Annotated in this window: 15 protein-coding genes; 5 read left to right on the top strand and 10 right to left on the bottom strand. The window is 70.4% G+C overall.

The window, feature by feature from the left end:
- Position 1: 1 nt before the first annotated feature.
- Together AB0G11_RS08340 and AB0G11_RS08335 are read right to left on the bottom strand one after the other, a co-directional pair.
- Positions 2-901: a hypothetical protein gene (locus AB0G11_RS08340; RefSeq protein ID WP_357584732.1), complete on the bottom strand. Its 900-nt coding sequence runs from the start codon at positions 899-901 to the stop codon at positions 2-4.
- Positions 898-1,221: a PadR family transcriptional regulator gene (locus AB0G11_RS08335; RefSeq protein WP_219509567.1), complete on the bottom strand. Its 324-nt coding sequence runs from the start codon at positions 1,219-1,221 to the stop codon at positions 898-900. The genes AB0G11_RS08340 and AB0G11_RS08335 overlap by 4 nt, the downstream gene beginning before the upstream one ends.
- Before the next feature lie 121 nt (positions 1,222-1,342).
- On the opposite strand from AB0G11_RS08335, the gene AB0G11_RS08330 reads away from it, so the two are divergent.
- From AB0G11_RS08330 to AB0G11_RS08320, 3 genes are all read left to right on the top strand, one after another.
- Positions 1,343-2,266 carry an SPFH domain-containing protein gene (locus AB0G11_RS08330; RefSeq protein ID WP_357584730.1) on the top strand — a complete coding sequence of 308 codons (924 nt, stop codon included), beginning with the start codon at positions 1,343-1,345 and terminating at the stop codon, positions 2,264-2,266.
- Between the two features lie 79 nt (positions 2,267-2,345).
- A complete protein-coding gene (locus AB0G11_RS08325) occupies positions 2,346-3,101 on the top strand; it encodes a sulfite exporter TauE/SafE family protein (protein ID WP_219509569.1) in 756 nt (251 codons plus the stop codon).
- A gap of 30 nt (positions 3,102-3,131) precedes the next feature.
- Positions 3,132-3,350 carry a hypothetical protein gene (locus tag AB0G11_RS08320; RefSeq protein ID WP_357584728.1) on the top strand — a complete coding sequence of 73 codons (219 nt, stop codon included), beginning with the start codon at positions 3,132-3,134 and terminating at the stop codon, positions 3,348-3,350.
- 2 nt (positions 3,351-3,352) lie between these two features.
- Here AB0G11_RS08320 and AB0G11_RS08315 read toward each other — a convergent pair whose 3' ends face one another.
- The 6 genes from AB0G11_RS08315 to AB0G11_RS08290 form a co-directional block, all read right to left on the bottom strand.
- Positions 3,353-4,171, bottom strand: a complete 819-nt coding sequence (locus AB0G11_RS08315; protein ID WP_357584727.1) for an NAD(P)H-binding protein — start codon at positions 4,169-4,171, stop codon at positions 3,353-3,355.
- A 29-nt stretch (positions 4,172-4,200) separates the two neighbouring features.
- On the bottom strand, positions 4,201-5,022 hold the full coding sequence (locus tag AB0G11_RS08310) for a Rieske 2Fe-2S domain-containing protein (RefSeq protein ID WP_219509572.1): 822 nt from the start codon (positions 5,020-5,022) through the stop codon (positions 4,201-4,203).
- 119 nt (positions 5,023-5,141) lie between these two features.
- A complete protein-coding gene (locus AB0G11_RS08305) occupies positions 5,142-5,753 on the bottom strand; it encodes an HD domain-containing protein (RefSeq protein WP_219509573.1) in 612 nt (203 codons plus the stop codon).
- 1 nt (position 5,754) lies between these two features.
- Positions 5,755-7,965, bottom strand: a complete 2,211-nt coding sequence (locus AB0G11_RS08300) for a molybdopterin-dependent oxidoreductase (RefSeq protein WP_357584725.1) — start codon at positions 7,963-7,965, stop codon at positions 5,755-5,757.
- A gap of 152 nt (positions 7,966-8,117) precedes the next feature.
- Positions 8,118-8,786, bottom strand: a complete 669-nt coding sequence (locus AB0G11_RS08295; RefSeq protein WP_357584723.1) for a hypothetical protein — start codon at positions 8,784-8,786, stop codon at positions 8,118-8,120.
- Position 8,787: 1 nt separating this feature from the next.
- Positions 8,788-9,003, bottom strand: coding sequence for a hypothetical protein (locus AB0G11_RS08290; RefSeq protein ID WP_219509575.1), 216 nt, complete (start codon positions 9,001-9,003; stop codon positions 8,788-8,790).
- A gap of 638 nt (positions 9,004-9,641) precedes the next feature.
- On the opposite strand from AB0G11_RS08290, the gene AB0G11_RS08285 reads away from it, so the two are divergent.
- The gene (locus AB0G11_RS08285) at positions 9,642-10,505 is read left to right on the top strand and encodes a helix-turn-helix transcriptional regulator (RefSeq protein ID WP_219509576.1); all 864 of its coding nucleotides are present in this window, start codon (positions 9,642-9,644) and stop codon (positions 10,503-10,505) included.
- A gap of 54 nt (positions 10,506-10,559) precedes the next feature.
- The gene (locus tag AB0G11_RS08280) at positions 10,560-10,784 is read left to right on the top strand and encodes a DUF397 domain-containing protein (RefSeq protein WP_219509577.1); all 225 of its coding nucleotides are present in this window, start codon (positions 10,560-10,562) and stop codon (positions 10,782-10,784) included.
- A 195-nt stretch (positions 10,785-10,979) separates the two neighbouring features.
- Here the strand turns inward: AB0G11_RS08280 and AB0G11_RS08275 are convergent, their stop codons facing one another.
- On the bottom strand, positions 10,980-12,428 hold the full coding sequence (locus AB0G11_RS08275) for a catalase (RefSeq protein ID WP_219509578.1): 1,449 nt from the start codon (positions 12,426-12,428) through the stop codon (positions 10,980-10,982).
- 23 nt (positions 12,429-12,451) lie between these two features.
- Positions 12,452-12,856 (bottom strand): Fur family transcriptional regulator, encoded by a 405-nt coding sequence (locus AB0G11_RS08270; protein WP_219509579.1) that lies wholly within the window; start codon positions 12,854-12,856, stop codon positions 12,452-12,454.
- Positions 12,857-12,918: the final 62 nt, after the last annotated feature.

The raw sequence follows: 12,918 nt of genomic DNA, 5'->3' as shown, positions 1-12,918 counted from the left end.
GTCAGAGCACGGCGTGACGGCGCCCGCGATGCGGCATCGCGGCGGCGACCAGGGTCAGCGTGAGGAGCACGATCCAGTGGACGGCGTCCTGGCGGGTCTGCGCGGCCAGGTTCTCGAAGAGGATCGCGAGGGCGGGCAGCAGGTAGGCGCCGGCGGCGATCGCCCACCGGTGGTCGCCCGTGAGCCGGCCCGCCCAGGCGGCCCCCGCGAGCAGGGCGGACTCCAGGGCCACCCGGGCCACGACGGGCATGGACCCGCCGCCCAGCCCGCCGCCCACGTCGAGCCAGGCGGGGTCCGCGCCCGCGAGCACCGGCGCCGCCGCCACCCAGGCCCACGACCTGGCGCGCACCGGCTCCCGCCGCAGTGCCAGGACCGCCAGCCCGGCGACCGCCACCAGGTACGAGACGGCCGGGGCGATCGGGCCGCCGGTGCCGTACAGCGCGGGGGCGTCCCAGAGCGGATCGGCGTAGACGGGCAGGATCGTGTGGTCCAGCACCGGACGGCCGTGGGTGATGCCCCAGACCTTGACCCCGGCGGCGGCGACGAGGGGGAGCGCGAGCAGCACCCGGCCGCGCAGCACGGCCAGGAAGGCGGCGGCAGAGATGCCCACCCACAGCGGGACGCGCCCCGCGTACGGGACGAGCGTCGCGAGCTGGATCAGGGTGAGCACGGTGACGCCCAGGTGCAGCCCGTCCGGCCAGGCGCGTCCCCGGGCGGCCTGCGTGAGCCGGGTGCGGGCGCCGGCGACGAGCAGGGCGACCGCCTCCCGCGCCGGGGGCAGCCGGCGGCCCGGCTCGGTGCTCTCCAGCAGCACGTCCAGCAGCTCGCCGCCGTGGTCGGACCGGTAGTTGTGCGGGTAGGCGCGCAGCAGCAGCCGGTACTGGCGTTCCAGCGTCGTCATGCCAGGGCCGTCCCGATGACGATCGAGGCCGCCTGGCGCAGGCGCAGGGCCTCGGCACGGAGCTGCGTGCCGCCTTCCTCGGTGAGCCGGAAGTAGCGGCGCCTGCGGCCGTCGACGGTCTCCTCCCGGTCCAGGACGACCAGGCCGCCGGCCGCCAGCCGGTCCAGCGCGCCGTAGAGCGTGCCCACGGGGAGCTTGACCCGGTGCTCGGAGAGCGCCAGGACCGTCTTGATGATCGCGTGCCCGTGCTTGGGGCCGTCGAGCAGCGCCGCGAGCACGAAGTACGCGGGCTCGCTGAGCCCACGTGATCCTTCAGCCATGACGCAGGACCATACTTCGGCTCGCGAAGTATGGTCAACCGGAATCGATCAAAACGGTCACGGAACGGCGAAACCAAATATCATCAACCGAGTCGCGCTATATCGGCTTCGGAGCGTCGCCATGACCACGCAGCAGCTCATCGTCGCCCTCGTCGTGGTCGCGGTGGTGGGCTTCGGTCTCGCCCGGACGATCCGCATCATCCCCCAGGCCACGGCCGCCGTCATCGAGCGCCTGGGCCGCTACCACCGCACGCTGACCCCGGGGCTCAACCTGGTGGTGCCGTTCATCGACCGCATCAAGGACCTGATCGACCTGCGCGAGCAGGTGGTCTCGTTCCCGCCGCAGCCGGTGATCACCTCCGACAACCTCGTCGTCTCCATCGACACCGTCATCTACTTCCAGGTCACCAACCCCAGGGCCGCCACGTACGAGATCGCCAACTTCCTCGTGGGCGTCGAGCAGCTGACCGTCACGACCCTGCGCAACGTCGTCGGCGGGATGGACCTGGAACGCACGCTCACCTCCCGCGAGGAGATCAACACCGAGCTGCGCGGCTCCCTCGACGAGGCCACCGGCAAGTGGGGCATCCGGGTCAACCGGGTCGAGCTCAAGGCCATCGACCCGCCCGCCTCCATCCAGGACTCGATGGAGAAGCAGATGCGGGCCGACCGGGACAAGCGCGCCGCCGTGCTCACCGCCGAAGGGCAGCGCCAGGCCGCCATCCTCGCCGCCGAGGGCGACAAGCAGGCGGCCGTCCTGCGGGCACGCGGCGACGCCGAGGCCGCCGTGCTGCGCGCCCAGGCCGAGGCCGAGGCGGAGGCGATGCGGGCCAAGGGGCAGGCGGACGCGATCGGCATGGTGTTCAAGGCCATCCACGAGGGCAACCCGGACCAGCACCTGCTCGCCTACCAGTACCTGCAGACCCTGCCGGAGATCGCCAAGGGCGACGCGAACAAGCTGTGGATCGTCCCCTCCGAGATGGGCAAGGTGCTGGAGGGCCTGGGCGGCCTGTTCTCCCCCCGCGACCCCGACAAGCCCGCCTGAGCCCCACCCTCGGGCGTTGTCCCAGGAAGGCGCCCCTCTAGGCTCTGGTGGCACCAACGGCCGGGTCTGGAGGGTCAGCGTGACAGTGTGGGAAGTGGTCGCCGTGTGGGCGGCCGGGGTGGCGGCCGGTGCGATCAACGCGGTCGTCGGGTCCGGGTCGCTGATCACGTTCCCCACGCTGGTGGCGGTCGGGATCGACCCGATCGTGGCGAACGTGTCCAACAACGTCGGGCTCGTCCCCGGCTCGTTCACCGGCGCCTACGGCTACCGCGCCGAGCTGCGCGGGCAGCGGGCCAGGCTGGCGCGGCTGGGCGTGGCGTCGGCCGTCGGCGCGGCGGCCGGCGGCGTGCTGCTGCTCTACCTGGACCCGGACGTGTTCAAGGTCGTCGTGCCGGTGCTCATCGGCCTGGCGTGCGTGCTGGTGGTGCTCCAGCCGAAGCTGAACGGCTGGCTGGCGGCCCGCCGCGAGCACGCGCACCCGCACGGCGGGATGGCGCTCTGGCTGGGCGTGCTGGGCGCGGGCATGTACGGCGGCTACTTCGGCGCGGCCCAGGGCGTGCTGCTGATCGGGCTGCTCGGCGCGTTCCTGGACGAGGGCCTGCAACGGGTGAACGCGGCCAAGAACGTGCTGTCGCTGATCGTGAACGGCACCGCCGCCGTCCTGTTCACGCTGATCGCCGAGGTCGACTGGTGGGCGGTGCTGGCGGTCGCGCTGGGCGCGATGCTGGGCGGCTTCCTGGGTGCCAAGGTGGGCCGCCGCATCCCGGCCCCGGTGCTGCGCGGGGTGATCGTGGTGGTGGGAGTCGTGGCGATTGTCAAACTGGTGTACGGATAAATTTCGGGCTTTGTGGGTATAAATCCGTACATGAAGGGTGATCGGGTGGAGATCGTCATCGACGCGGGCGGCACCCCGCGTACCTACGAGGTCGCCGCCACCCGGGCGGGCCGCCGGGTGGAGGTGGCCACGCGGCGGGGGCTCGTCGAGGTGAGCGAGGTCACCCGCAGCGGCACGGCCATCCGCACGGCGCGGTTCATGTCCAGCCGCATCCTCGCCCTGGTGGAGCACCCCGCCGACGAGCAGTAGCGTCAGCGGAAGTCCGCCACGTGATCGGCCGCCCACTGCTCGAACGGCAGCGCCGGCCGGCCGATCAGCCGCTCCACGGTGGGCGTGACCTCCTCGGGCTCGTCCACCAGCCGCCCCCACGCCTTCAGCGCGCCGTCGACGAACGCGGCGTCGCCCCAGGCCGTCAGCAGCGCCTCGCGGGCCTCCTGCGGCTCCTGGTCCTCCCACCGCACCTCGCGCCCGACCGCCCGCCCGATGACCGCCACCTGCTCGGCCTGCGTCAGCCTGGCCGGCCCGCTCAGCGTGTAGGCGGCCCCGTTGTGGCCGGCGGAGGTCAGCACGTGCACGGCGACCGCCGCGATGTCCTTCTCGTGGATCAGCGACCTGGACGCCTGCCCGTACGGCCAGCGCACGACGCCGGTCCTGATCTGGTCGGCCCAGCCGAGCGTGTTGGCGGCGAACCCGCCGGGCCGCAGGAACGTCCAGTTGATCCCCGAGCCCCTGATCAGCCGCTCGACGTCGGCGTGGAAGGTGGGCGTGCCGGCGGGGGCGTTCGCCGACAGGTAGACCACGCGGCGGGCGTGCGCGGCGACGAGGTCCACCACGGGCCTGGCCGCCTCGCCGGAGAAGCCGGGCCACACCAGGAACACGCTCTCCACGCCGGTGAGCGCCGGCGCCAGGGTCTCCGGGGCGGTGAGATCGCCCTTGACCGCCTCCACGCCCTCGGGCAGGTCCGCCCGGCCGGGATCACGCACGAGAGCGCGTACCCGCAGGCCCGCTCCCGCGAGTTGCGCCACCACATGTCTGCCCACGTTGCCGGTCGCACCGGTTACCAGAATCATGCGGCCGACGATAAAACCTCAAGTGGACTTCAGGTCAAGCTCGGCCGCACCTGCACGGTGCCGTCACGGCGTACGCGGCTGTCGAACATCGGCGCGGGCGCCGTCGCGGGCCCGTGCCGCACCGAGCCGTCGTCCAGCCGGAACGTGCTGCCGTGCCACGGGCACACCACGCACGGCTCGTCGCCGTCCATGACGATCCTGCCCTGGTGCAGCGGCCCGGCCAGATGCGGGCACCGGTCGACCAGCACGGTGACGGCGTCGTTGCGGCGCAGCACGAACAGCTCGATGTAACCCAGCCGCCGCGAGACGGGCCTGCCCTCCGGGAGGTCGGTCAGCAGGCACAGATCATGCCAGCCCAGCGGCACCAGGTGGGTGACCTGCGGGGCGTGGTTGGCCCCGGCGGCGAGCCGGTAGGCCAGGTGCCCGCCCAGATAGCCGCCCAGCGCCCCCATCCCGAGCCCGGCGTACGACAGCGCCCGGCCGGCCTGCTCGCGTCCGCGCATCCTGGCGAGCAGCGAGGCGGAGAACAGGCCCAGCGTGGTCACGTTCGCCAGCATGTGGATGAAGCCGACGCGCTGCTGCTCGATGTGCAGCGACGACCAGTCGGTCATGCCCGCCGCCGCCGTCGGCAGGGAGGTGGCGATCCCGGTGGCCAGCAGCAGCCGCACCGCCCGGGGATCGGCCTTCGCCGCGTCGAGCAGGGTGGCGGACATCCAGCAGCCCAGCGTGACCGTGGCCAGCGGGGGATGCACGGGTTTGCCCGTCGGCACCCCGTGCAGCAGGTCACGCAACAGCCCCGGGCGGATGCGCGCGCGCACGGCCTTGGCCAGCCCTCTGATCGGCCTGTCCATGGACTTGGACCTCTCGAGCCGATCGGTCAGGTCGATCGGCCCCACGAAACGCCGCAACTGCCGACGTCTCGCCCGAACTGTCTCTTTCACGACATTCCCCTACCCCAGCCTTACCGGCATCACTCGGGCAGGTGGCCCCGGGCGACGGAGAGCTCGACCAGCTCGCGGGCGTACGCGCCCAGCGTGGGCGCGCCTTCCTCGATGATCCGGACCTTCTCCAGCACCATCGCCGAGGTCACCTTGAACAGCTGCCAGGTGCCGCCCTCGGTGTGATGGTTGGCCAGGATCGGCGCGAACCTGTCGAGCGCCTTGGCGAACCTCGCCTCGGGCGTCTCCCTGGCCTCGAACTCGTCCCACAGCTCGCGCAGCCGCGCCCCCTGGTCGCCGGGCAGCAGCGCGAAGATCCGGTCGGCGGCCTGCCGCTCGGCCTCCGCCTGCGCGGCCACCGCGACGGGGTCGTAGATGAACGTGTCACCCGCGTCGATCTCGACCAGGTCGTGCACGAGCAGCATCGCCGTCACGCGCTGCAGGTCGGTCCCGGGCGGGGCGTGCTCGCCCAGGACCATGGCTAGCGTGGCCACGTACCAGGAGTGCTCTGCGTCGTTCTCCCGCCGGGAGCCGTCCATGAGCAGGTTGCGGCGGATGATCCGCTTCAACTTGTCGATCTCGACGGCGAAGGCGATCTGTGTGTTCAGGCGGTCCTCTTCTGGTGCGATAGTCACGCGCGACACCCTAATGTGCGGTGATCACCCCAGTTGGCAAAATACTTACCGGAACTCCGTTGAACACTGCGTTACCGGACAGAATATCCAGGGTGGACGGGTCGGTCAGCACGTTGGCGCTGACCCCGGCGTGCTCGGCCGCCACGCGCTGGCCGCCCGCCGTGTGCCCCCAGCCGTGCGGCAGGCTCACCACCCCCGGCATGATCGTGTCGGTCGGCTCCAGCGTCACCGTCAGCCGGCCCGTCGCCGAGCGCACCTCGGCCTCGTCGCCCAGCCCGAGCCGGGCCACGTCGGCTGGGTTGATCTGCAGCGTGCACGTGTTGCTGCCGCCCACCAGCGGGCTCACGTTGTGCATCCAGCTGTTGTTGGAGCGCAGGTGCCGCCGCCCGATCAGCACCAGGTCGGGCGGCTCCGACTCCAGCCCGGCACGCAGCCGCTCCACGTCCCCGAGAATCTCGGGCGGGGCCAGCTCGACCAGCCCCGACACGGTGTTGAGCACCTCGTCCAGGCGCGGCTCCAGCGGCCCGAGATCCAGCCCGTGCGGATGGTCCAGCAGCTTGCGCAGCGACAGGTCCCCCTCGCCCGACCACTCGCCGTAGGGCCCGAGCCTGAGCATGAGGTCCAGTCGCAGCTCCGCGCCCGTGTCGCCGTCCAGCGCGGCCCGCAGCTCCGCCACGTCGCGCCCCTCGACCCCGGAGCCCGGCGTGCCGACCGCCCTGGCCAGCGTCTGCCCGATCACGAACTCGTCCAGATCGCCCTCCAGCCCCGAGGCGATCATGGTCAGCCTGGCCAGGATCTCCGCCTCGGACGGCCGCCCGTCCAGCGGCAGCGCCGGCGGCGAGTAACGCGCGTAGTTGCGCACCGCGAACCCCAGCAGCGCGAAGTCGTAGTGCCCCGACTGCAGCACGCGCGGCGGCGGCAGGATGACGTGCGAGTGCCGGGTGGTCTCGTTCAGGTACGGGTCCACGCTCACCATGAAGTCGAGCCCGGCGAGCGCCTCGTCCAGCCGGGAGCCGTGCGGTGCGGAGAGCACCGGGTTGCCCGCCACCGTGACCAGGAACCGGATCTGCCCCTCGCCCGGCGTCTCGATCTCGTCGGCGAGCGTGGCCACCGGCAGCTCGCCGTTCGCCTCAGGCAGCCCCCGCACCCGGCTCCGCCACCGGCCCACCGTGTACGTCCTGCGCCGGCCCGCCGAACCCGTGGCGGGCTTGGGGAACATCGCGCCGCCCGGCCTGTCGAGGTTGCCGGTGAGCACGTTCAGCACGTCCACCAGCCACTGTGCCAGGGTGCCGAACTCGGCCGTGCAGGTGCCGATCCTGGCGTAGACGGCCGCGGCCGGTGCCGAGGCCAGCTCCCTGGCCAGCCGTACGATCACCTCGGCCGGCACGCCGGTGCGGCGGGAGACGGCCTCGGGCGGGAAGTGCTTGACCGCGTCGCGCGCCTCGGCCAGCCCGGCGACCCGCTGCCGCACGTCCGTCAGGCCCTCGGCGAACAGCGTGTGGGCGATGCCGGCCAGCAGATACGCGTCGGAGCCCGGCCGGACGAACACGTGCTCGTCGGCCAGCGCGGCGGTCCTGGTGCGGCGCGGATCGACCACGACCAGCCGCCCGCCCCTGGCCCGCAGGGCCTTGAGCCGGCCGGGGAAGTCGGGCGCGGTGCAGAGCGAGCCGTTGGACTCCAGCGGGTTGGCGCCCAGCATGAGCAGGTAGCCGGTGCGGTCCAGGTCCGGCACCGCGACGGTCATCGGATGGCCGAACATCAGCCCGCTGGCCACGTGCTTGGGCATCTGGTCCGCGGTGCTGGCGGAGAACACGTTGCGGGTGCCCAGCGCCTTGATCAGCGGCGTGCCGTAGAGCGTCCCGGCCATCGTGTGCGCGTTCGGATTGCCCAGGTAGACGCCCGTCGCCTGGCGGCCGTGCGCCGCCACCACCCGGTCGAAACCCTGCTTCACGGCGGCGAACGCCTCGTCCCAGCCCGCCTCGCGCCACACGTCGCCCTCGCGGATCAGCGGCCTGCTCAGCCGGTCCGGGTCCTCGTCCAGCTTGCCGAGACTGGCGCCCTTGGGGCAGATGAAGCCCTTGCTGAAGGGGTCGTCGCGGTCGCCGCGCACGCTCGTGACCCGGCCGCCGTCGTCGAGGGTGAGCGTGAGCCCGCAGACGGCTTCGCACAGCGGGCAGGTCCGGTGGACGGTCGAGGTCATCGCCACTCCTGAGTTCGTCATCTGAACTCATCTTCACCCGTACGCCCTCCGCGGGGAAGGCCCGTTCCGCATGCTCGTCCGGTGCAGAGGGTGTTGGGAAGCCCCGGAGCCCCCGCGGTCCCCGGGGCCTCGTACCGGCGTCCGCCCCTTGGCCCCGGGCGGACGCCGGAGCCTCAGCCCGGCTGCGGCAGCGCCAGCCGCCGGCTCAGATCGGGCGGCTCCTCCACCTCGCGCACGTCGCCGCGGAGGCCGGGCCGGAGCGCTTCCCACGCGCTGCGGCCGAAGAGCCGGTCGAGCCCGGGGGAGACGGCGCCCGGCAGCTCGTCCCGCCGGACGATCTCCACGATCACCAGGTTGGCCCGCTCCCGGTGCCGGTGCACAGTGACGCTCCTGGCCCAGCAGGCGGCGGCGATCTCCTCCGCGTACGCCCCGAACTCCTCGGCGCTGATGCCGACCCTGGTCAGGATCAGCGCCTTCTCACCTGTGGTGGTCGGGGTGATCCACAGCACCAGGGGGATCCGGCCCGCCCTGGTGTGCATGGTGGTCTCCAGGCAGGTGCGCTGCAGCCGGTGCCGGGAAACCACGCACCAGAAGTGCGCGGTCAGCCAGCTCCGGCCGGCCCTCGTGGCAGCCGGCATGGAGACGGCGCTGGTCAGCAGGATGAACGGCAGCCAGCTGCCCTCCTGCGCGGCTCCCAGCACGGTCAGCGCGAACAGCGCGAGCGCGGCGGCCAGCAGCAGCTCGCTGCGGGCGCGCCAGAGCCGCACCAGCGGCCCCGCGCCGCGCGCGGCCGGCAGGTCCTCGTTGGCCGGGAAGATCTGGTTGCGCGGGTTCCTCGGCATGTCAGGACACCTCCTCCGGCACTTTGAGCGCGATCCTGAGCTGGTCGAAGCGTGGGTCGCGGTAGCGACGGGCGCCGAAGCCGGTCCTGGTCACGGTCCAGCCCCTGCGCATGGCGAACTCGTCGGGCTCCCAGCAGATCTCCCTGTCGGCCCAGGCGATGTGTTCCAGGAGCCGGGACTTGATTCGACCGAGTCCCTTGGTACCTTGTGAGTACATAGAAGACCCCTTTCGCGGCATTACTCGAGGTGGCTTCTTTCCGCCGGACTGCAGGCCGATGACGGCCGCGTCGCAGGGTGGCAGCCCTTGATGCGGCGGGCGCGTACGTTGGCCTCGGTCCGGCATTCGCTGTGCTCTGATGAGCGATGACGGCGGCGATTCTTCAGGCGAGTGCGAGATCCCTCCGGCAGGCGGCCTCCCTGGGGCGGTGATTCGAATCCGGGACGGCGACGTTGCCGGTGTGGCGGCCTGAGCCGCTTTCAGCGAGAAGGTGAACCTTCCTGGGACGATCGTCCTCCCGCCCCTGCCCTGCTGCAATACCTTTCGCAAGAAAGATTGGAATTTCTTCGCAGATTGTGCGACGACTTGCGGTGCACAGGTCAATGCAACTTGCACGCAATAAGCGCGGGCGTATAGAGGCGCGGAATGGGTTGACGAACACGGCGAACACGGCCCCCGGCTCCTTTCCCCTGAGGAGCGTTGCTTGCCTCTACGCTCTACCCATGTCAGCCTTCTGGCAAGGCCTCGCGGCAGTACTCGTGCAAGTTGCAGTGTAAGATTAAGAGAACGGCCCAGAACGGCGGGCTCGAAACGATCCCTTCCGGCTACACCTTCATTCCCGGCAAGGAGAGTCGACGGTGCCATCGAAGCAGGGCAGCCCCACCGTCCGCAGGCTGAGACTCGGCCAGGAGCTGCGCCTCCTGCGCGAGCGGCGCAGTTTGACCGGCTCCAAGGCCGCCCACGAGCTCGGCTGGTCGCCCAGCAAGATCAGCCGCATCGAAGCGGCCAAGACCATGCCCAGCACCGAAGACGTCAAGGCGATGGCCAAGCTCTACGGTGCCGACGGCGACAAACTTGAAGAACTCTTCGGCTTGTTGCGAGACGCGGACCAGCGTGGGTGGTGGGAGGATTACGAAGACGCTCTGCCCGAGGAATACACAAGATTCCTCGGGTTGGAGGCGGAGGCCACTTTTCAGCGCAACTGGGAACCCCAGATCGTGCCTGGCCTCCTACAGACCGAGGACTACGCGCGAGAGGTCATCCTGGCCGTCCGCGGCATCGTGCGCATCACGCACAGCGGTGTCCGGAGCCGGGTCGAGGCCCGCCTCGACCGTCAGCGGCTGGTCATGCACCGGGCGGATCCCTGCCAGATGCGCTTCGTGCTCGACGAGCCGGCCCTGATGCGCCGATTCGGCGAGCCCTCGGTGATGCGGGAGCAGATGGAGCACCTTCTGGAGCTGTCCCTGCTGCCGCACGTGAGTGTCCAGGTGCTGCCGATGGACGCGCTCCATCCGGTCAACACCGGGGCGTTCATTCACCTGAAGTTCGCGGAGTTCGACGATGTGGTCTACCTGGAGCAGCTCTATACTGCACACTTCGTCGAAGATCTCGAACGGGTGGCTGGTTACGAGACCGCCTTCGAGCACATCAGGTCGCAGGCGCTTGACGAGGACGAATCACGCGTGCTCATCCAGCGCAAGGCCATGATGTGGCGGGGCTAGCGAAAAGAACAACATCAAGGGGCAATGGCGCCCCTTTACCCATTTGGGGAGAAAATGCGCACCCAACCCATGATGGCGGCATGGCAGAAGAGCAGCTTCTGCAACGGCGCGAGCAGCTGCGTCGAAGTCGCCCCCCTGGCCGACGGCAACGTCGCGCTGCGGGACAGCAAGGAGCAGGACGGCCCCATCCTGGTCTTCACCCCGGCCGAATGGGCGGCCTTCACCGCCGGCGTCCGCGACGGTGAGTTCGACCTGGAGGCCCTGACGGCCGGAGCGTGACGAACGGCCCTGGCGTGTTGGTCGCAGCAACCCGCAGGGCCGTTCGCAGGAGCCACATCCTGGCACAGCACCCGTCCCAAGATCACCCGCGACACGGCCATTCGTGCCGCGCCTCCCCGCTCCCCGAGTGCGAACTTCCCCCGCACAGGAGCGGCGCGTGCCTCCGGGGAGGGACGCGCCGCCGGATCCGTCAGGTCAGAGCAGGCCGAGGCCCTGGGCGACGCCCTGGCCGAGGTCCTTGTGGACGTTGGTCCAGTAGTCCACGACCCGCTTCTTCATCTCGCCCGTGACCTCCGGCTTGGAGGCGTGGCCGATGATGTTGGACACCATGTGGGCGCGGTCGGTGTCGGACAGCACGTTCTCCCACAGCGCGCGCGGCTGGGTGAAGTCGTCGTCCTCGGCGTGCTTGGTGTAGGCCGAGCGGACGATCTCGCCGGTGACGCTGTAGTGCGAGCCCTCGTACAGCGACGGGTCGGCCGCCGGGCCGCCGTAGCTGTTGGGCGCGTAGACCGGGTCCTGCGGGTTCCGGAACGTCATCGGGCCGTCGAAGTTGTAGGAGTTGACCGGCGACTTCGGCTGGTTGACCGGAAGCTGCAGGTAGTTGGGCCCGATGCGGTAGCGGTGCGCGTCGGGGTAGGAGAACAGGCGGCCCTGCAGCATCTTGTCCGGCGACGGGCCGATGCCCGGCACCAGGTTGGCCGGCTCGAAGCCCGCCTGCTCCACCTCGGCGAAGTAGTTGTCCGGGTTGCGGTCGAGGGTGAAGCTGCCGATCGTGATCTCGGGGTAGTCGCTGTGCGGCCACACCTTGGTCAGGTCGAACGGGTTGAACCGGTAGTCGGCGGCGTCCTCGAACGGCATGATCTGCACGTTGACCGTCCACGACGGGTGGTCGCCGCGCTTGATCGAGTCGTACAGGTCGCGGATGTGGTAGTCGGGGTCGGTCGCGACGAGCGCGTCGGCCTCGGCGGCGGTGAAGTTTCGGATGCCCTGGTCGGTCTTGAAGTGATACTTGACCCAGAACTTCTCGCCCGCGGCGTTGTACCACAGGAAGGTGTGCGAGCCGAAGCCGTGCATGTGCCGCCAGGAGGCGGGTGTGCCGCGGTCGGTCATGAGGAACGACACCTGGTGGGCCGACTCGGGGTGCAGGGTCCAGAAGTCCCACTGCATGTTGTGGTCGTGCAGATGGTTGTCGGCGCGCCGCTTCTGGCTGTGGATGAAGTCGGAGAACTTCTGCGGGTCGCGAATGAAGAAGATCGGCGTGTTGTTGCCGACGATGTCGTAGTTGCCCTCGTCGGTGTAGAACTTGATCGCGAAGCCGCGCGGGTCGCGGGCGGTGTCGGCGCTGCCGAGCTCGCCGGCGACGGTGGAGAAGCGCAGGAAGAGCGGCGTCTCCTTGCCCTTCTGGAAGAGCCCGGCGCGGGTGAACTGGCTGACGTCCTCGGTGATCCGCAGCCGGCCGTGCGCGCCGCCGCCCTTGGCGTGGACCACGCGCTCGGGCACGCGCTCACGGTTGAAGTGCGCCATCTTCTGGATCAGGTAGTGGTCCTGAAGAAGCAGGGGGCCGTTCGCGCCGACGGAGAGCGAATGGTCGTCGCTCGGCGCGGGGACGCCCGCGTCGTCGGTGGTGAGAGGCCTGGTCGGCATCGCGTGATCCTCCGGAATCATCATCATTGACAGCTCGGGCACACGCCCCAGAACGTGACATCGGCTTCGTCCACGACGTAACCGGCGGAGTCGACCGGGTCGAGGCAGGGGGCGGCCCCCGCGACGCAGTCGACGTCCGTGACCGATCCGCACTGCCGGCACACGAGGTGATGGTGGTTGTCGCCCACCCTGGCCTCGTAGCGGGCCGGGCTGCCCATCGGCTCGATCTTCCGCAGAAGACCGGCCCCGTGCATCGCGTGCAGCGAGTCGTAGACGGCCTGGAGGGACACCTGACCCACGCGCTCGCGCACCCCGCGGCAGACGGCGTCCACGTCGAGATGGTCGCCGGCGCGCACGGTGTGCATGATCGCCAGGCGGGCCGCCGTGACGCGGAGTCCGGCCTGACGCAGCAGGTCATCGTCCCTCATGCGGCCCAGGCTATGCCCTAAACCTGAATCATTCAACTTTGAGAACGAATCCAGTTTGACTG

Source organism: Nonomuraea sp. NPDC023979 (genome assembly GCF_040639085.1).
Classification (GTDB): Bacteria; Actinomycetota; Actinomycetes; order Streptosporangiales; family Streptosporangiaceae; genus Nonomuraea; species Nonomuraea ceibae.
The sequence above is the reverse complement of the archived record's forward strand: the minus strand, read 5'-3'. Positions and strand labels throughout refer to the sequence as shown.

Excerpts from the sequence above, each read along its gene's own strand:
- AB0G11_RS08340 (WP_357584732.1), bottom strand. The coding sequence starts at position 901 with ATGACGACGCTGGAACGCCAGTACCGGCTGCTGCTGCGCGCCTACCCG.
- AB0G11_RS08335 (WP_219509567.1), bottom strand. The coding sequence starts at position 1,221 with ATGGCTGAAGGATCACGTGGGCTCAGCGAGCCCGCGTACTTCGTGCTC.
- AB0G11_RS08330 (WP_357584730.1), top strand. The coding sequence starts at position 1,343 with ATGACCACGCAGCAGCTCATCGTCGCCCTCGTCGTGGTCGCGGTGGTG.
- AB0G11_RS08320 (WP_357584728.1), top strand. The coding sequence starts at position 3,132 with ATGAAGGGTGATCGGGTGGAGATCGTCATCGACGCGGGCGGCACCCCG.
- AB0G11_RS08315 (WP_357584727.1), bottom strand. The coding sequence starts at position 4,171 with ATGATTCTGGTAACCGGTGCGACCGGCAACGTGGGCAGACATGTGGTG.
- AB0G11_RS08310 (WP_219509572.1), bottom strand. The coding sequence starts at position 5,022 with ATGGACAGGCCGATCAGAGGGCTGGCCAAGGCCGTGCGCGCGCGCATC.
- AB0G11_RS08300 (WP_357584725.1), bottom strand. The coding sequence starts at position 7,965 with ATGACGAACTCAGGAGTGGCGATGACCTCGACCGTCCACCGGACCTGC.
- AB0G11_RS08295 (WP_357584723.1), bottom strand. The coding sequence starts at position 8,786 with ATGCCGAGGAACCCGCGCAACCAGATCTTCCCGGCCAACGAGGACCTG.
- AB0G11_RS08290 (WP_219509575.1), bottom strand. The coding sequence starts at position 9,003 with ATGTACTCACAAGGTACCAAGGGACTCGGTCGAATCAAGTCCCGGCTC.
- AB0G11_RS08280 (WP_219509577.1), top strand. The coding sequence starts at position 10,560 with ATGCGCACCCAACCCATGATGGCGGCATGGCAGAAGAGCAGCTTCTGC.
- AB0G11_RS08275 (WP_219509578.1), bottom strand. The coding sequence starts at position 12,428 with ATGCCGACCAGGCCTCTCACCACCGACGACGCGGGCGTCCCCGCGCCG.
- AB0G11_RS08270 (WP_219509579.1), bottom strand. The coding sequence starts at position 12,856 with ATGAGGGACGATGACCTGCTGCGTCAGGCCGGACTCCGCGTCACGGCG.